Source organism: Streptomyces sp. NPDC004609, from assembly GCF_042873655.1.
In the GTDB taxonomy this organism is placed as follows: Bacteria; Actinomycetota; Actinomycetes; order Streptomycetales; family Streptomycetaceae; genus Streptomyces.
Genome location: NZ_JBIALS010000004.1, coordinates 1 through 17,326, shown reverse-complemented (window position 1 = coordinate 17,326; position 17,326 = coordinate 1). Strand labels below are relative to the sequence as shown.

Here is a 17,326-nt window from a genome sequence, read left to right as displayed (position 1 = left end):
CGTGGGCGCCGGTGGGTGGCGTGGGTGGCGACACGCCGGGGAAGTCACCCCCTACTCTAGTCAAAGTTGAAGAGATGGGAGTCCCGGACGATGTCAGCGATCCGCATGCTGGTCCTGGGAGCCGTGCGCCAGCACGGGCGGGCGCACGGCTACCAGGTCCGCAACGACCTGGAGTACTGGGGCGCGCACGAGTGGTCCAACGCCAAGCCCGGTTCGATCTACCACGCGCTCAAGCAGATGGCCAAGCAGGGCCTGCTGCACGCGCACGAGATCGCGCCGTCCACAGCGGGCGGTCCGCCGCGCACCGAGTACGAGATCACCGAGGAGGGCGACGAGGAGTTCTTCCGGTTGCTGCGCGAGGCCCTCACCGGGTACGACCAGAAGATGGACGCCCTCTCCGGGGCCGTCGGCTTCATCGTCGAGCTGACCCGGGAGGAGGCCGTGGCGCTGCTGAAGGAGCGCGTGCGCGGGATGGAGGACTGGCGGTCGGCCGTGACCGGCTACTACGTCCCCGAGGACGGGCCCGGGCAGCTCGGGCACATCGGCGAGATCATGAATCTCTGGGTCTCCTCGGCGGACTTCGGCGTCGAGTGGACACGCGGCCTGATCGCCCGTATCGAGGGCGGTGCGTACTCCTTCGCGGGGGAGGGGGAGCCCTTCGTGGGGGTGCTCGGCGAGGGGGAGGAGAACCCGTACGCGACGGGTGAGCCGCACGAAGGCGATCTGAGCTGACAACCGGGCCCGGTGGAACGGGCCTTTCGTGTCCTCCCGCCGTTCAGTAATCAAGTTTGACTAACCGGCGATCGGAGGATACCTTGCCGTGCCTGTAATCAAATTTGACTACAGGCCCTGTGGAGGCACGGAAGGAGACCTATGACCGACGTGATCGTCATCGAGGGCGTGCGGAAGCGGTTCGGCGGGAAACCGGCCCTGGACGGACTGGACCTGGCGGTCGGCCGGGGCACGGTCCACGGAGTGCTCGGGCCCAACGGCGCGGGCAAGACCACCGCCGTACGCATCATGGCGACGCTGCTGCGGCAGGACGAGGGCGTGGTGCGCGTCGCCGGGTACGACGTACGGAAGGACTCCGCCGAGGTGCGGCGGCGGATCGGGCTCCTCGGCCAGCACGCGGCGCTCGACGAGCACCTCGGCGGCCGGCAGAACCTGGAGATGTTCGGGCGTCTCCACCATCTGGGCGCGCGCCGGGCGGGAACGCGGGCCGATGAACTCCTGGAGCGGTTCGGCCTCGCGGACACCGGATCGAAGGCGGTCAAGCAGTTCAGCGGCGGTATGCGCAGACGGCTGGACCTCGCTGCCTCCCTGATCACCGAACCGGAGGTGCTGTTCCTGGACGAGCCGACGACCGGACTCGACCCGCGCGGGCGCAACGAGGTGTGGAGCGCGGTCCGCTCACTGGTCGGCGGCGGCACGACCGTCCTGCTGACCACGCAGTATCTGGAGGAGGCCGATCAACTCGCCGACCGTGTCTCGGTCGTCGACGCGGGCCGGGTCGTCGCGGACGGCACCCCCGACGAACTGAAGGCGGCGACCGGCGGCGACCGGATCGATGTCGTCCTGCGCGACGCGGAGGATCTCGCGGTGGTCGCGGCGCTGCTGCCCTTCGACCGCGCGGTGACGTTCGACCGTGACCGGCGGCTGCTCAGCGCGCCGGTCACCGGGCGGATGGCGGCGCTCACCGAGACCGTACGGGCGCTGGAGGCCGCGGGCATCGAGGCGGAGGACATCGCGGTCCGCCGGCCGACGCTCGACGAGGTGTTCCTGCACCTCACCGGCGACCCCGCCGAAGCACCGCCCGGGGCCCGGAACCCCGCGGGTCCCGGGAACCCCCGGGAATCCACCCAGGCCGCCGGCAAGGAGGTCTCGGCATGAGTACGCACGTACTGACCGACGCGTGGACCATGACCCGGCGAGAACTCGCCCACTGGGTGCGGATGCCGTGGCAGCTCGTCGTCGGCGTCGCCTTCGGGGTCATGATGATGGTGATGTTCGCCTTCGTGATGGGCGGCGGCCGGGGGGTCGAGGGCGCCTACATCGGCTATCTGGTGCCCGGGATGCTGGCGCTGACCATGGCGTTCGGCCTTGAGTCGACGATGCTCGCGGTGACCGAGGACCTCAACCGGGGGGTGATCGACCGGTTCCGCTCGATGCCGATGGCGGACTCGGCGGTACTCGTCGGCCGCAGCGTCGCCGACATGCTCGAATCCGTGCTCGGCCTGACCGCCATGATCGGTGCCGGATACGCGATCGGCTGGCGCTGGCACGGCAGCTTCGGCGGACTGCTGGGCGCGGTGGGGCTGTTGCTTCTGCTGCGGTTCGCGATGCTGTGGATCGGCATCCACCTCGCGATGGTCGCGGGCAAGCCGGAGATGCTGCAGGCGGTGCAGATCCTGGTCTGGCCGATCGGCTTCCTGTCCACCGCGTTCGCGTCGCCGGCGTCGATGCCGGACTGGCTGGGGCTCGCCGTCGAGTGGAACCCCATGTCGGCGACGGCGACGGTGGTACGCGACCTCTCGGGCATCGCCGTGCCGGGAGGCGGCTGGGCCACGGACCATGCGGCGCTCCTCGCGGCGGCGTGGCCGCTGGTGCTCCTCGCCGTCTTCTTCCCCCTGGCGGTCCGCCGCTTCCGTGATCTGAGCAAGTAGCCCCGCGCCGTCGCCCCGGGGCCGGTACGCCCGGCCCCGGGGCGACGGCCCGGTCAATGATGAAACGCCGTCGCCGCCGCGACGTCCTTCACCAGCGGTCGCTCCTGCCGCCGCAAGTCCGGCATCAGCCGGTCCAGGTCCTCCATGAGGAGCTCCGCCAGATCCGCGGAGAAGCCGTTCCGGCAGACCACCCGCAGGACGGACAGGTCCTCCCGGTTCGCGGGGAAGGTGTACGCCGGGACCAGCCACCCGTGCTCCCGGAGCCGGCGCGACACGTCGAAGACATCGAAGTTGGTCACCCCGGGCGCCGTGGTGACGGCGAACACCGGCAGCTGGTCGCCCTTCGTGAGCAGCCGGAACTCGTCGTACGCGGCGAACTTCCGCGCCAGCCCCGTCGCCACGTCGCGCGTGGTCTGCTGCACCGCGCGGAATCCGTCCTTCCCCAGCCGCAGGAACGTGTAGTACTGCGCGACCACCTGCGCCCCCGGCCGCGAGAAGTTGAGGGCGAAGGTGGGCATGTCCCCGCCGAGGTAGTTCACCCGGAAGACCAGCTCCTCGGGCAGTTCCTCGGCCGACCGCCACAGCGCCCAGCCCACGCCGGGGTACACCAGCCCGAACTTGTGCCCGGAGGTGTTGATGGACGACACCCTCGGCAGCCGGAAGTCCCAGACGAGGTCCTCGTCCACGAAGGGCGCCACCATCGCTCCGGACGCGCCGTCGACATGGACGGGAACGTCCAGCCCGGTGCGCTCCCGCAGCGCGTCCAGCTCCGCACACAACTCCGCGACCGGCTCGTACGACCCGTCGAACGTGGAGCCGAGCACCGCCACGACCCCGATGGTGTTCTCGTCGCAGAGTTCCGCCGCGGCCCGGGGGTCGAGATGGAAGCGCTCGCCCTCCATGGGGACCAGCCGGGCCTCCACCTCCCAGAAGTTGCAGAACTTCTCCCAGCAGACCTGCACATTGACGCCCATGATCAGATTGGGCTTCGCCGTGGCGGGATAGCGGTCGGCGTTCCGCTGTGCCCAGCGGCGCTTGAGCGCCAGGCCCGCGAGCATGCACGCCTCGCTGGACCCGGTGGTGGAGCAGCCGACGGCGGCGGACGGGTCGGGCGCGTTCCACAGGTCCGCGAGCATGGCGACGCACCGCCGTTCCAGCTCGGCGGTGCGCGGATACTCGTCCTTGTCGATCATGTTCTTGTCCCGGCACTCGTTCATCAGCACCCCTGCCTGGGGCTCCATCCAGGTGGTGACGAAGGTGGCCAGATTGAGCCGGGAGTTGCCGTCGAGCATCAGCTCGTCATGGACGAGCTGATAGGCGGTCATCGGCGGCAGCGGCCCGGCGGGCAGCCGGTGCGTCGGCGGCGCCGAGGTCATTCCACTGACCGGGTTCGCCTCGCCGTAGAACGGGTTCAGGGAGAGCCTGCGTACCTCCCGCTCCCCCTCGGTCTCCGCACCGGAGGACGTGTCCGCACCCTTGTGGAGTGCCATCTGCTCGCCGCCTTTCCGCGTCCGGGCGCCGAACGGCACCCGGCTAGCTCAGGTAGCTCTCAGGCTCATACGGCGGCCCAGCCCCCGCAACGCGAGGACCGGGCCGCCGTACGAGCCCGCGGAACAGCAGCTCCCAGGCGCCGCGGGAGCCCGGCTCAGCCGGACCCCTCGGCCCGGGACCCCAGCGCTGCGGCCCTCACCGGCTCACGGCTGGGGCGCGATCACCGCGGCGGTCCCGTACGCGCACACCTCGGTACCGACGTCCGCCGCCTCCGTCACGTCGAAACGGAACATCAGCACCGCGTTCGCGCCTCGCGAGCGTGCCTGCTCGATCAGCCGGTCCATCGCCTGGTTACGCGTTTCCACCAGGGTCTTCGTCAGCCCCTTCAGCTCACCGCCGATCATCGACTTGAGCCCGGCGCCGATCTGGCTGCCGAGGTGGCGGGAGCGCACGGTGAGCCCGAAGACCTCGCCGATGATCTGCTGCACCTGATAGCCGGGTACGTCGTTCGTGGTGACGACCAGCACGTCGGGGTGCGGCCCCTGCCCGCCGCCGTAGTCCTCGATGCCCATGTTCGTCCGCCTTCCGTCACTCCTGGTTCAGCGTCTTTGACGCACAGCTTTGTACCGGTGCGGGCACAGTGCATCCTGAAAGGGCCCGTGGAACGCGGACCTGGACCGATGCGTTGATAAATTTGGACGTCGGCCGGTTGTGCGCGTGCCGAGACACCGCCCCAGAGACTCAGGAGCCCGGACCTCGTGACTACCCTTGCGCTCGGACCGAGCTGGCTGGACCCGGACTATCTGATCGGGACCTTCGGCCTCATCGGGGTCCTGGTCATCGTCTTCGCCGAGTCGGGGCTGCTCATCGGTTTTTTCCTGCCGGGCGACTCGCTGCTGTTCACCACCGGTCTGCTGGTCACGACCGGGACGCTGGACACCCTGCCGCTGTGGGCGGTGTGCGCCCTGATCGTGCTGGCGGCCATCGCCGGTGACCAGGTCGGCTATCTCTTCGGCCGCAAGGTGGGCCCCGCGCTCTTCAAGAAGCCCGACTCCCGCCTGTTCAAGCAGGAGAACGTGGAGAAGGCGCACGAGTTCTTCGAGAAGTACGGCCCGAAGTCGCTGGTCCTCGCCCGCTTCGTGCCCATCGTGCGGACGTTCACGCCGATCATCGCCGGTGTCAGCCGGATGAACTACCGCTCGTTCATCACCTACAACATCGTCGGCGGCATCCTCTGGGGCGCGGGCGTCACCCTGCTCGGCGCGGCGCTGGGCAATGTCGACTTCGTGCACCAGCACATCGAGAAGATCCTGATCCTGATCGTGCTGATCTCGGTGCTGCCGATCGTGATCGAGCTCCTGCGGGCCCGTTCCAAGGGGAAGAAGGAGGCCGCGCGGGGCGGCGGCGAGGGCGGCGCCTCCGCCGACCGGACCCAGCCCCCCGCCCCGGTCCAGCGCGGTCGCCACGCCAAGCGCTGAGCCCCTTCCGTACGACCTGGGAAGCCGTGCCCGTACCGAACGGGGCACGGCTTCTTCCGTTCACGGCGGGTGGGATTCGGTGGACGGCCCGGGGGGAGTCCGGTCGGGGTTGGGGGTGCCTGTGCCGGGGTTGGGGTGGGGTTCGGTCGGGGGTGGGGTGGGGGTTTGTGCAGGGGGTGCCTGTGCTGGGGTCGGGGTGACCGTTTGTGCAGGGCTTGGGGGAGCCTGCGCAGGGCTTGGGGTGGGGTCCCTGCGGCCGGGTGACCGGAAGAGGCCGGGGCCAGGCGTCAGAAGCCCCGGGTCCGCTTGGCCGCCTTGCGGCGGGGCGCCGGTTCGCCGACACCCGGCACCCGCAGGAAGAGCCGGAACATCTCGCTTCCGAGGTTCACCCCGATCGCGATCGCCAGTGCCAGCGCCGCCGCCTTGGAGAGCGAGGCCAGACCGTTGTTCAGCTCGCCCCGCGCGATGGCCAGCAGCCCGAAGTAGGTCGCGCTGCCGGGCAGCAGCGGCCCGATCGCCGCCGTCACATACGGCAGCGCGGACGCGTACCGGTAGCGGGAGAGCATCTGGCCGAACAGGCCCACCAGGCCCGCGGCGATCGCCGTCGCGGCGACCGTCGGAATGTCCGCGGTGAGCGCGAGCGCACCGTACACCGACCAGGCGACCCCGCCGTTCAGGGTCACCAGCAGCACGGTGTTGCGCTCCTGCTGAAGCAGTACGGCGAAGCACAGCGACAGCGCCATCGCGGCCAGGAGCTGCACCTCGGGCCGTTCCACGCTGTGCAGCGCGGTCTCGGGGGTGAGCCCCGCGCCCAGCGCGAGCCCCAGATAGAGCACGCTCAGCACACCGATGACGATGGCGACGATCAGATAGCCGACCTCCAGGAGCCGGGCCGCGGCGGTGATGTAGAAGCCGGTCAGACCGTCCTGCACCCCCGCGACCAGCGCCCGGCCGGGGATCAGCGCGAACAGCCCACCGGTGATCACCGCGGAGGCACGGACATCCAGCGGCGAGAGCGTCAGCGCGACGGCCATCGCGGCCGGAGCCAGCGCCGCCGCCACGAACTGGTAGAACTCCGGCAGCCCCCGGCCCGCGCACACCCACGCCAGCCGGTCGCCGAGCATGGCGCTGACCGCCGCCGCCAGGAACACCAGCACATCGCCGCCGACCAGCACCGACGCCGCACCCGCCAGCAGGCCACTCGCCACCGTGAGTACCCAGCCGGAGTACGGGTGCCGGTTGCGCCGTATCTCCGCGAGACGGCGGTACGCCTCCTCCAGCGAGACCTCCGACTCCGGCGAGCTGATGTCGTGGACCAGCCGGAAGACCGCGGCCAGCCGGGTGTAGTCGGTGGCCCTGCGGCGTACGGTCCGGTTCGCCGTCACGGGGTCGTCGACCAGCGACGGCTGATAGGTGATCGAGAGCAGGGTGAAGGTGACGGTCGGCTCGCAGCGGTCGAGCCCGTACGAGCGCGAGATGGCGAACATGGCCGCCTCGACGTCCTCGGCGCCCTCACCGCCCGCGAGCAGCAGCTCTCCGATACGCAGGGTCAGGTCGAGCACGCGCGGTACGGCCGGACCGCCCTCCTCGTGCCGCTGCACCGCCTCCGGCACGGGCCGCTCGCCCACCGGCATCCGCAGCATGGTCCGCATCCGGTCCTGCCAGGGCGCGTCCTTGGTCAGCGTGACCAGGGGAACGCCCTCGGCGGGGGTGAACGCGGGCGGCGAGTGCCGCGCGCTGTAGGTGGACGGCGGGGCGAAGGCAGAGCCCTCCGTCTCCGCCGCTCCCGCCGTCTCCGCCACTCCCGTGGGCGTCGCGAACTCCGAGGTGGGCTGGTCCTCCTCGGAGGTGCCGGGCGGGGCGACCCCGGCCGGAACCGCGAACTCCGACGTCGGATGCTCCTCGGCGGGCGGCTCCGGGCGGGCCGGCACCGTCGGCGGGGCGAAGGCGCTGTGCGCCTCGTCGGATGTGGGCTTCCGTCCGCTCTGACCCGGCCCCTCGGCCTGCTCGGGCCCCTCGCCCTCCGGCTCCGGACCCTCCGGCTCCGCCACCACGTGCTCCCTTCTCTCTTTTGTGGCTCGGTTCTCCCCCAGACTCCGTCCGGGGGAACCCCCACCGGGCCGCTTTAGCGTGTGTCGACGGTCGACCGTGCTCGGTCCCTCGTTCCTCGGGACCTCCGCGCGCTCTCCCTTTCGACACCCGCGCGGCCCTTCGGCTCACTCGCCCAACGGGCGAGGGTCTCCGCGTGCTCGGCTTCCTGCGTGAGCCTGGCTCGCCTGCCGGTACCCCGCGTGGCCCTTCGGCTCACTCGCCCAAGAGTGCGGGGTCTGTACTGGCTCGGCACCCGCGCGGCCCCGGCGCAACCACCGGCATCCCGGGTGGCCCTTCGGCTCGCCCGCGCGCAGGCGCGGGGGCTGTGGCGTTGGGTGCTGGCCCTGGTCGGCACCCGTGTGGCTCCTTCGGTTCACTCGTGTGGATCCGTGGTTTCCTCCCGGGTGCCCGGAGATCTTCGGAGCACGCGCAGCGGGCGGGACACCCCCGTGGGTGTCCCGCCCGCTGGACGTGGGGTGTGCTGGGGCTCAGTGGGCGCCGCCCTGCGCCTCCAGGCGCTTGTAGGACGCCTCGATCTCGGCCTCGGCCTCGGTGCGGCCGACCCAGTTCGCGCCCTCGACGGACTTGCCGGGCTCCAGGTCCTTGTAGACCTCGAAGAAGTGCTGGATCTCCAGGCGGTCGAACTCGGAGACGTGGTGGATGTCGCGGAGGTGCTCGACGCGCGGGTCGGAGGCCGGAACGCAGAGCAGCTTGTCGTCGCCGCCCGCCTCGTCCGTCATCCGGAACATGCCGATGGCCCGGCACTTGATCAGGCAGCCGGGGAAGGTCGGCTCGTCGAGGATGACCAGGGCGTCCAGCGGGTCGCCGTCCTCGCCGAGGGTGTTCTCGACGAAGCCGTAGTCGGCCGGGTAGCTGGTCGAGGTGAAGAGTCGACGGTCCAGTCGAATGCGGCCCGTCTCGTGGTCCACCTCGTACTTGTTCCGCGAACCCTTCGGGATCTCGATGGTGACGTCGAACTCCACGGGTGGCTCCTCCATGATCAACACATACGTCCGGTGATGCTGTGCCCCTCCGGGCGATGACCCCGGACCCCCGGTCGAATGTCTCTGGTGCCGACCGGGGTGCCATGCTCGCGGCAAGACGCAGTTCTGGTGGTTAAGTGTCCCTCACGCACGTGTGTGATCGCGAAAGGGGCTGGTGCGAGGTGCCGGTATGCCGGTGATCAGGACATGGCAGCTCGCGGCGGGCGCGACCGTGGTGGGTCTCGCCCTGGCGGCCGGAGCGGTGGCCGCGGCCGGCCCGTGGGACTCGGGCCAGCGTAAGGCCGAGCGGGACTGGGCGGCCGACCGGGCCCCCGGTGGTGGCGCACATCACCGCGCATCCGAGGGGAAACGGACCGCAGCCGCCCCATCCGCCCCGGGAGTACTCACCGCGCTCGGCTCCTCGGCCGGGGCCGCCGCTCCGGGCCGGGCGGCCACGGCGCCCGCCGAAGGGCTCGCGCGGGAGCTCGGGCCGCTGCTCCGCGACCGCGGCCTCGGACCCGTCAGTGCCGCCTCCGTGGTCGATATGGCGACGGGCCGGGAGGTGTACGGGACCCGCTCGGGCGCATCGATGGTCCCGGCCTCCACCACGAAGATCGCCACGACCTCCGCCGCCCTGTCCGCGCTCGGCCCCGACCACCGCATCCCCACAACCGTCGTCGCGTCCGGCAAGGGCGCCGGGACCGTGGTCACCCTGGTCGGCGGCGGTGACGCGAGCCTGGACGGCGCCCGGCTCGGGACGCTCGCCGACCGCACGGCGAGCGCCCTGCGCGCCGCCGGACCGGCGCCGGTCCGGCTGGCGTACAGCACCTCGCTGTACCGGGGGAAGGTGCTCCACCCCATCGGCGTGAACGGGAACCTCGCCGAGGTCACCCCGCTGATGGTCGATCAGGGGCGCCTGGACCCCCGGTCCACCGGGCCCGCCGAGCGCAGCGGCGATCCGGCCGGGGACGCGGCCCGCGCCTTCGGGAGGCTGCTGGAGGCCCGGGGCGTGGCGATCGCCGGCGGTCCCGCTTCCGGCGCACCCGCCCCCGGAGCGCGGCAACTCGCCAGGGTGCTCTCCCCGCCGGTGTCCGAACTCGTCGAACGGACCCTGACCGACAGCGACAACGACATCGCCGAGTCCCTCGCCCGGCAGACCGCGATCGCGACCGGCGAGGAGGCGAGCTTCGCGGGTGCCGGACGGGCCGTCAAGAAACAACTGGCACGGCTGAAGGTCCCGTTGGCCGGGACGAACTTCGCCGACGGCAGCGGCCTCGACCGCAAGGACCGGGTCTCCGCCCGGCTGCTGACCGCACTGCTGGCCCGCGCCGCCGAGCCGGGCCGCCCCGGACTGCGCCCGGTCCTCACGGGTCTCCCGGTCGCGGGCTTCACCGGAACCCTCGACTCCCGTTACCCCGCGACCTCACCGGGCGCCGGCCTCGTCCGCGCCAAGACGGGCACCCTGACCGGGGTGAACTCGCTGTCCGGCACGGTCGTCGCCCCGGACGGCCGACTCCTGGCCTTCGCCTTCCTGGCGGACCGGACTCCCTCCCGCGACGAGGCCCAGCTCGCCCTCGACCGCCTGGCGGCGGCCCTGGTGTCCTGACGCCCCCGTAAACAGCCGGGTGCTGTCCGGGGACACCCTCGCACCGGCCTGACACCACCGGGACCGGCCCCGGTGGCGGCCTGCGGCGGGGGCGGCCGGTCGGGTCACACCCCACCGTGCCCGGGGCCCACCACGTACGGTTGACGCATGACGAGCATCGGTGGTGCCGAGATGGTCGACTGGAATCTCGCCGTGGCGACCGCGACCCGCTTCGTGCGGCCCGGTCCCGACGTGAGCAGGGACGAGGCGCGCGCGGTCGTCGCCGAGCTGCGGCGGCATGCCAGGGACTCCGAGGAACATGTGCGGGGCTTCACCCGCATGATCCCCGAGAACCACGAGCCGGAGGACACCCCCGTCCTCGTCGTGGACCGGGCCGGCTGGGTCAAGGCGAATGTCGCGGGCTTCCGTGAACTGCTCAAGCCCCTGCTGGAGAAGATGCAGGAGCGCCGCACGGGCGGCCCCACGGGCGCGGTGCTGGGCGCGGTCGGCGGCAAGGTCACCGGCGTCGAGCTGGGGATGCTGCTGTCGTTCCTGGCCTCGCGCGTCCTCGGGCAGTACGAGACCTTCGCGCCCGCCACCCGTGATCTGCCCGCGGGGAACGGCGGGGGCCGGCTCCTCCTGGTCGCCCCGAACATCGTGCACGTGGAGCGCGAGCTGGAGGTCGATCCGCACGACTTCCGGCTCTGGGTCTGTCTGCACGAGGAGACCCACCGCACCCAGTTCACCGGGGTGCCGTGGCTGCGCGACCATCTGGAGGGCGAGATCCAGTCCTTCCTCGGGCAGACCGAGGTCGACCCGATGACCGTGCTGGAGCGCCTGAGGGAGGCCGCCCAGTCGCTGTCCGGCGCCCGCCCCGAGGGCGAGGAGAGCGAGAGCGGACGTTCCCTCGTCGAACTGGTGCAGACGCCCGCGCAGCGCGAGATCCTCGGCCGCCTCACCGCCGTGATGTCCCTCCTGGAGGGGCACGCGGACTTCGTGATGGACGGTGTGGGACCGGAGGTGGTGCGCTCGGTCGCGGAGATCCGGGAGAAGTTCCAGCAGCGCAGGGCCCGGGGCGCGAGCCGGCTGGACCTGGCGCTGCGCAAGCTGCTCGGGCTCGACGCGAAGCTGCGGCAGTACCGCGACGGCGAGCGTTTTGTACGCGCCGTGGTGGAGGAGGTCGGTATGGACGGGTTCAACCGTGTCTGGACCTCCCCGAACACGCTCCCCACCAAGGCGGAGATCGCCAAACCGGCGGACTGGGTCGCACGGGTGCATCGCAAGGCGGAGCCGTGAGCGCAATGACGGCATTCGCTCGCACAGGCCGGGGACACGCCCCCTTGGGGGTGCAGCATCACCCATCCGAGGGACCGTAGGCCTTGGGATAGGCGTGCAATGCTCGGGGAACGGCTCGGTTCTGTCACCATCGACGCACTCTGAGTGACTGGAGTCGGAGACGCTCCTTGCTCCGATCTCCGGCCGAGGCAGAGCCGAGGCACCCCCCAAACTCTTCACGAAGGGCACCGGACATGGGTCCCCATCCTGCGGTCGCGGCGATACGCCTGGCGGTCCGCCGCGTACTCCACGACGTACTGACCGAACACACCGAGAGAGTCGCGCGCCTCAGCCACGCGGGCTCCTCCCCGCGCTCGGAGGCCGCCCGCTCCGACGCGTCCCCGGCCGCCCGCGCCGAGGCCCACCGCACCTCCCCCGGCGCCCACCGCTCCGCGCGGACCGGGCGACCCGAGACCTCCGCGGCCTCCTCCCTGCCGCGCCCCTCCACCTCCTCCCCGGGCAGGCTGCCCGGCCTCCCCGTCGGCACCCCCGCCCCCCTCGTCCTCGTGGCCTGCTCCGGCGGCGCCGACTCCATGGCCCTGGCCTCCGCCCTCGCCTTCGAAGCCCCCAAGCTCTCCGTCCGCGCCGGGGGAGTCACCGTCGACCACGGCCTCCAGGACGGCTCCGACCTGCGCGCCGCCGAGGTCGCCAGCCGCCTCGCCGCGATGGGGCTCGACCCCGTCGAGGCCGTCTCGGTGCGGGTCGGCCGCGGCGGCGGCCCCGAGGCCGCCGCCCGGGACGCGCGCTACGCCGCGCTCGACGACGCCGCCGAGCGCCACGGTGCCGCCGCCGTGCTGCTCGGCCACACCCGCGACGACCAGGCCGAAACCGTCCTGCTGGGCCTCGCCCGCGGCTCCGGCATCCGCTCGCTGTCCGGGATGGCCGCCGTCTCGGGTGCCCAGGGCCGCTACCGCAGGCCCTTCCTCCAGCTCGACCGCCAGACCGCCCGCAAGGCGTGCCTGGTCCAGTCACTGCCCGTCTGGGACGACCCCCACAACGCCGACCCCGCCTACACCCGCTCCCGCCTGCGCCACGAGGGCCTGCCCGCCCTGGAGAAGGCGCTCGGCAAGGGGGTCGTGGAAGCTCTCGCCCGTACCGCCCAGCTCTCCCGTGACGACGCCGACGCCCTGGACACCTGGGCCGCCGACGCCGCGGCCTCCGTGCGCGACGAGGCCGGGCAACTGGACTGCGCCAAGCTGTACGCGCTGCCGCCCGCCGTGCGCCGCCGGGTGCTGCGCCGGGCCGTGATCGATGCCGGAGCACCCGCCGGTTCGCTGTTCGCCCGCCATGTCGAGGAAGTGGACCGGCTGATCACCGGCTGGCGCGGCCAGGGAGCCATCAATCTGCCCGGCCGCGTCGAGGCACGCCGGCAGAGTGGCAGACTTGTCATCCGGCAAGGCTGACCGGCCGCGGCGTGAGCCTGGCGGCTGCGATCACCCGGGAGCCCTTCCACCGGGGCGTCCGGACCCCGGCGAGAGAAAGCGACCGCGTGAACGAGAAGGACATGGGCACCGACCTCCAGTCGGTGCTCATCACCAAGGAAGAGATCGACGCGAAGCTGGCGGAGCTGGCGGCGAAGATCGACGCGGAGTACGCGGGCAAGGAACTGCTGCTCGTCGGTGTCCTCAAGGGCGCCGTGATGGTGATGGCGGATCTGGCGCGGGCCCTGTCGAGCCCCGTCACCATGGACTGGATGGCGGTGTCGTCGTACGGCGCGGGCACCCAGTCGTCCGGTGTCGTGCGGATCCTCAAGGACCTGGACACCGACATCAAGGGCCGCCACGTCCTGATCGTCGAGGACATCATCGACTCCGGACTCACGCTCTCGTGGCTGCTCTCCAACCTGGGATCGCGCGAGCCCGCCTCCATCGAGGTGTGCACTCTGCTGCGCAAGCCGGATGCCGCAAAGGTCGCGATCGACGTCAAATGGATCGGCTTCGACATTCCCAGCGAGTTCGTTGTCGGCTATGGGCTGGATTATTCGGAGAAGTACCGCAATCTCCCCTTTGTCGGCACGCTCGCACCGCATGTCTACGGTGGCTGACGGCCGCCGGGGCGTGATTCCCGCCACGGTGTGACGAGGTGCGGCCCGGGTGGCGCGGCGCCGGACTCGTACGACAGCGGGGCCGGGCGGGAACCAAGGACCGTCCCGCGCCGTTGAAGCAGGGGAAGGCGGGTTTGTCAGCCGTACCGTGCGGTCACGGCAGCGATGCTGAGGTACCGTCCGAAGAACAGTCTTTTCTCACAGCAGCATTTACCTACGGGCAGGAGGAACGGGGCGATTCCGCCCCGTATGGATGGACGTGAAGCGATACTTCCGTGGGCCGGTCATGTGGATCGTGCTGGCCGTCCTTGCCGTGGTCGTGGTGATGCAGGTCGTCGGCTCGTCGGGCGGCTACAAGACAGTGGACACCGGCGAGGTCGTTCAGTCGATCGACAAGAACCTGGCGGACCAGGTCAAGCTGACGACCGGCGACGATCAGATCATCAAGGTCGACCTCAAGGACGGCCAGAAGGTCAAGGGCAGCGACAAGATCCAGGCGAGCTACATCGGGACGCAGGGCGCCGATCTCGCCGCGAAGCTGCAGCAGAAGTACGAGGCCGGTGACATCAAGGAGGGCTACACCGTCTCGCCCTCCAAGCAGAGCCCGTTCCTCTCGATTCTGCTCTCGCTGCTGCCCTTCGTGCTGATCGTGCTGGTCTTCCTGTTCCTGATGAATCAGATGCAGGGCGGCGGCTCCCGAGTGATGAACTTCGGGAAGTCCAAGGCCAAGCTGATCACCAAAGACACCCCGAAGACGACCTTCGCCGACGTGGCGGGGTCCGACGAAGCCGTCGAGGAGCTCCACGAGATAAAGGAGTTCCTCCAGGAGCCGGCGAAGTTCCAGGCCGTGGGCGCCAAGATTCCCAAGGGCGTCCTGCTGTACGGCCCGCCCGGCACGGGCAAGACGCTGCTCGCGCGCGCCGTCGCGGGCGAGGCGGGCGTCCCGTTCTACTCGATCTCCGGTTCCGACTTCGTCGAGATGTTCGTCGGCGTCGGTGCCTCCCGTGTGCGTGACCTCTTCGAGCAGGCCAAGGCGAACGCTCCGGCGATCGTCTTCGTCGACGAGATCGACGCCGTCGGCCGGCACCGCGGCGCGGGCCTCGGCGGCGGTCACGACGAGCGCGAGCAGACGCTGAACCAGCTGCTCGTCGAGATGGACGGCTTCGACGTGAAGGGCGGCGTCATCCTGATCGCCGCCACCAACCGGCCGGACATCCTCGACCCCGCGCTCCTGCGCCCGGGCCGTTTCGACCGGCAGATCGCGGTCGACCGCCCCGATATGCAGGGCCGTCTGGAGATCCTGAAGGTCCACCAGAAGGGCAAGCCGGTCGCCCCGGACGTCGACCTCGGTGCCGTCGCCCGGCGCACGCCCGGCTTCACCGGCGCGGACCTGTCGAATGTGCTGAACGAAGCCGCGCTGCTCACCGCGCGCAGCGACAAGAAGCTGATCGACAACCACTCGCTGGACGAGGCGATCGACCGTGTGGTCGCGGGCCCGCAGAAGCGGACCCGGATCATGTCGGACAAGGAGAAGAAGATCACCGCGTACCACGAGGGCGGCCACGCCCTGGTCGCGGCGGCTTCGCCGAACTCCGACCCGGTCCACAAGATCACCATCCTGTCCCGCGGCCGTGCCCTCGGCTACACGATGGTCCTCCCCGACGAGGACAAGTACTCGACCACCCGCAATGAGATGCTCGACCAGCTCGCGTACATGCTGGGCGGCAGGGCGGCCGAGGAACTCGTCTTCCACGACCCCACCACGGGCGCGGCGAACGACATCGAGAAGGCGACGGCCACGGCCCGTGCGATGGTCACGCAGTACGGCATGACCGAGCGCCTCGGCGCGATCAAGTTCGGCGGCGACAACACCGAGCCCTTCCTGGGCCGGGAGATGGCGCACCAGCGGGACTACTCGGAAGAGGTCGCCGCGCTGGTCGACGAAGAGGTCAAGAAGCTCATCGAGACCGCGCACAACGAGGCGTGGGAGATCCTCGTCGAGAACCGCGACGTCCTCGACAATCTGGTGCTCCAGCTGCTGGAGAAGGAGACGCTGGGCAAGGAGCAGATCGCCGAGGTCTTCGCCACGATCGTGAAGCGCCCGGCCCGCCCGGCGTGGACCGGCTCCGCCCGTCGCACCCCCTCCACCCGTCCGCCGGTCCTCTCCCCCAAGGAGCTGGCACTGACGAACGGCGCGGCAGGGGCCAACGGCACCACGGCGACGGACACGGGCCCCGGGGTCGAGATCGCCCCCGAGGAGCGTCCCGAAAGCTGACACTGTCTCCCTGGTCACACCGGTCACGGGATGGATGCCGCGTCCCCCCAGGTTTTAGCCTGGGGGGACGCGGCATTCGTATGACTCTTGTCGTATCACCGCCGACTCATGTCGTATGACCGCGCGTCGCGCACGCGGAGCAACAGGAACGAGGCACAGATGACCGACCCGGTGACACTGGACGGCGAGGGCACGATCGGTGAGTTCGACGAGAAGCGTGCCGAGAACGCTGTCCGCGAACTGCTCATCGCGGTCGGGGAGGACCCGGACCGCGAGGGGCTGAGGGAAACGCCGGCTCGGGTGGCCCGTGCGTACAGGGAGATATTCGCCGGACTGTGGCAGCAGCCCAGGGATGTGCTGACCACGACGTTCGACCTCGGCCATGACGAGATGATCCTGGTGAAGGACATCGAGGTGATGAGCTCCTGCGAGCACCATCTCGTTCCCTTCGTCGGGGTCGCCCATGTCGGCTACATCCCCTCCACCGACGGCAAGATCACCGGCCTGTCCAAGCTGGCCCGGCTCGTCGACGTCTATGCCCGCCGCCCCCAGGTCCAGGAACGGCTCACGACCCAGATCGCGGAATCCCTGATGGAGATCCTCGAACCCCGTGGCGTCATCGTCGTCGTCGAGTGCGAGCACATGTGCATGACCATGCGCGGTGTCCGCAAGCCGGGCGCGAAGACGATCACGTCCGCGGTCCGCGGCCAACTGCGCCACCCGGCGACCCGTAACGAGGCGATGAGCCTGATCATGGCCCGCTGACCCGCTGACCCGCTGACCCGCTGACCCGCTGACCCGCTGACCCGCTGACCCGCTGACCCGCTGACCCCTTGGCACCTCCGGGGACTTCCACCCCCTGATCCGTGCCCTGCGCTCCTTGCCTGCGCGGGGCATCCAGCGACCCGGGGCGGGATCAGGGTGTTCGGGCCCGGCCACGCGGCCACGCGGTCACGAGGAGCGCGTATGGGGGAGCGGGGACGTGGCGCGGGATGTGTACGAGCCGGGCTGTCCGAGCCACGCCGAGTTGTCCGAGCCACGGGAGAGCTGTCCGAGCCGCATGGGCTTCGTCACCCGCGCGAGGGGCGGCCCATCCCCGTATCGGGCGCGAGTGATGCGGCAAGGACCGGGCAGGAGGCGTGCCGTGTACGGGGGCCGGCGCGGGGCGGAGAGGCCGGGCGGAGGCCCGCGGTCGTGGCGCGGGTGCCCGAAGCCCGCAACGGGCCCCGCCACGGGTGACGGTGGAGGCCAGGGCACGCGCCCCAGCAAGATCCGTCAGAAACGCCCTAGTGACCTGAGTCGGAGATTCGTTGGCAGTATGCGGCGACTTTGTCGAGGATCTCGTCGGCTGTCTTGGTCCAGACGAACGGTCTGGGGTGTT

The 17,326-nt window shown here is 70.8% G+C and carries 14 protein-coding genes; 10 read left to right on the top strand and 4 right to left on the bottom strand.

All coding sequences use genetic code 11. The features are described from left to right. The first annotated feature begins 90 nt into the window (after positions 1–90). From ACFYT4_RS04885 to ACFYT4_RS04875, 3 genes are all read left to right on the top strand, one after another. Entirely contained in the window at positions 91–732 is a 642-nt protein-coding gene (locus tag ACFYT4_RS04885) for a PadR family transcriptional regulator (protein ID WP_389265327.1), read from the top strand. A 141-nt stretch (positions 733–873) separates the two neighbouring features. Further along, complete coding sequence (locus ACFYT4_RS04880) at positions 874–1,890, top strand: ATP-binding cassette domain-containing protein (protein WP_389265325.1); 1,017 nt, start codon at positions 874–876, stop codon at positions 1,888–1,890. Continuing rightward, on the top strand, positions 1,887–2,663 hold the full coding sequence (locus ACFYT4_RS04875; RefSeq protein WP_389265323.1) for an ABC transporter permease: 777 nt from the start codon (positions 1,887–1,889) through the stop codon (positions 2,661–2,663). The genes ACFYT4_RS04880 and ACFYT4_RS04875 overlap by 4 nt, the downstream gene beginning before the upstream one ends. A 53-nt stretch (positions 2,664–2,716) precedes the next feature. Here ACFYT4_RS04875 and ACFYT4_RS04870 read toward each other — a convergent pair whose 3' ends face one another. Beyond that, positions 2,717–4,153, bottom strand: coding sequence for a glutamate decarboxylase (locus ACFYT4_RS04870; RefSeq protein ID WP_389265321.1), 1,437 nt, complete (start codon positions 4,151–4,153; stop codon positions 2,717–2,719). 204 nt (positions 4,154–4,357) lie between these two features. After that, positions 4,358–4,726, bottom strand: coding sequence for a YbjQ family protein (locus ACFYT4_RS04865; protein ID WP_389265319.1), 369 nt, complete (start codon positions 4,724–4,726; stop codon positions 4,358–4,360). A gap of 186 nt (positions 4,727–4,912) precedes the next feature. Here ACFYT4_RS04865 and ACFYT4_RS04860 point away from each other — a divergent pair, with 186 nt between their 5' ends. Continuing rightward, entirely contained in the window at positions 4,913–5,632 is a 720-nt protein-coding gene (locus tag ACFYT4_RS04860) for a DedA family protein (protein ID WP_389265318.1), read from the top strand. Between the two features lie 287 nt (positions 5,633–5,919). Here the strand turns inward: ACFYT4_RS04860 and ACFYT4_RS04855 are convergent, their stop codons facing one another. Next, entirely contained in the window at positions 5,920–7,686 is a 1,767-nt protein-coding gene (locus ACFYT4_RS04855; RefSeq protein ID WP_389265316.1) for a threonine/serine exporter family protein, read from the bottom strand. A gap of 525 nt (positions 7,687–8,211) precedes the next feature. After that, a complete protein-coding gene (locus ACFYT4_RS04850; RefSeq protein WP_108151010.1) occupies positions 8,212–8,706 on the bottom strand; it encodes an inorganic diphosphatase in 495 nt (164 codons plus the stop codon). A gap of 190 nt (positions 8,707–8,896) precedes the next feature. On the opposite strand from ACFYT4_RS04850, the gene dacB reads away from it, so the two are divergent. The 6 genes from dacB to folE all read left to right on the top strand — a co-directional run bounded on the left by dacB (position 8,897) and on the right by folE (position 16,710). Beyond that, positions 8,897–10,312, top strand: a complete 1,416-nt coding sequence (dacB, locus tag ACFYT4_RS04845; protein ID WP_389265314.1) for a D-alanyl-D-alanine carboxypeptidase/D-alanyl-D-alanine-endopeptidase — start codon at positions 8,897–8,899, stop codon at positions 10,310–10,312. Positions 10,313–10,459: 147 nt separating this feature from the next. Next, the gene (locus ACFYT4_RS04840; RefSeq protein ID WP_389265312.1) at positions 10,460–11,587 is read left to right on the top strand and encodes a zinc-dependent metalloprotease; all 1,128 of its coding nucleotides are present in this window, start codon (positions 10,460–10,462) and stop codon (positions 11,585–11,587) included. 233 nt (positions 11,588–11,820) lie between these two features. Beyond that, positions 11,821–13,029: a tRNA lysidine(34) synthetase TilS gene (gene tilS / locus ACFYT4_RS04835; protein ID WP_389265310.1), complete on the top strand. Its 1,209-nt coding sequence runs from the start codon at positions 11,821–11,823 to the stop codon at positions 13,027–13,029. A 101-nt stretch (positions 13,030–13,130) separates the two neighbouring features. After that, positions 13,131–13,670 carry a hypoxanthine phosphoribosyltransferase gene (hpt, locus tag ACFYT4_RS04830; RefSeq protein WP_389265760.1) on the top strand — a complete coding sequence of 180 codons (540 nt, stop codon included), beginning with the start codon at positions 13,131–13,133 and terminating at the stop codon, positions 13,668–13,670. A gap of 253 nt (positions 13,671–13,923) precedes the next feature. Beyond that, entirely contained in the window at positions 13,924–15,945 is a 2,022-nt protein-coding gene (gene ftsH / locus ACFYT4_RS04825; protein WP_389265308.1) for an ATP-dependent zinc metalloprotease FtsH, read from the top strand. 159 nt (positions 15,946–16,104) lie between these two features. Next, positions 16,105–16,710 carry a GTP cyclohydrolase I FolE gene (folE, locus tag ACFYT4_RS04820; RefSeq protein WP_389265307.1) on the top strand — a complete coding sequence of 202 codons (606 nt, stop codon included), beginning with the start codon at positions 16,105–16,107 and terminating at the stop codon, positions 16,708–16,710. Positions 16,711–17,326: the final 616 nt, after the last annotated feature.

Excerpts from the sequence above, each read along its gene's own strand:
- ACFYT4_RS04885 (WP_389265327.1), top strand. The coding sequence starts at position 91 with ATGTCAGCGATCCGCATGCTGGTCCTGGGAGCCGTGCGCCAGCACGGG.
- ACFYT4_RS04880 (WP_389265325.1), top strand. The coding sequence starts at position 874 with ATGACCGACGTGATCGTCATCGAGGGCGTGCGGAAGCGGTTCGGCGGG.
- ACFYT4_RS04875 (WP_389265323.1), top strand. The coding sequence starts at position 1,887 with ATGAGTACGCACGTACTGACCGACGCGTGGACCATGACCCGGCGAGAA.
- ACFYT4_RS04870 (WP_389265321.1), bottom strand. The coding sequence starts at position 4,153 with ATGGCACTCCACAAGGGTGCGGACACGTCCTCCGGTGCGGAGACCGAG.
- ACFYT4_RS04865 (WP_389265319.1), bottom strand. The coding sequence starts at position 4,726 with ATGGGCATCGAGGACTACGGCGGCGGGCAGGGGCCGCACCCCGACGTG.
- dacB (WP_389265314.1), top strand. The coding sequence starts at position 8,897 with ATGCCGGTGATCAGGACATGGCAGCTCGCGGCGGGCGCGACCGTGGTG.
- ACFYT4_RS04840 (WP_389265312.1), top strand. The coding sequence starts at position 10,460 with ATGACGAGCATCGGTGGTGCCGAGATGGTCGACTGGAATCTCGCCGTG.
- tilS (WP_389265310.1), top strand. The coding sequence starts at position 11,821 with ATGGGTCCCCATCCTGCGGTCGCGGCGATACGCCTGGCGGTCCGCCGC.
- hpt (WP_389265760.1), top strand. The coding sequence starts at position 13,131 with ATGGGCACCGACCTCCAGTCGGTGCTCATCACCAAGGAAGAGATCGAC.
- ftsH (WP_389265308.1), top strand. The coding sequence starts at position 13,924 with ATGGACGTGAAGCGATACTTCCGTGGGCCGGTCATGTGGATCGTGCTG.
- folE (WP_389265307.1), top strand. The coding sequence starts at position 16,105 with ATGACCGACCCGGTGACACTGGACGGCGAGGGCACGATCGGTGAGTTC.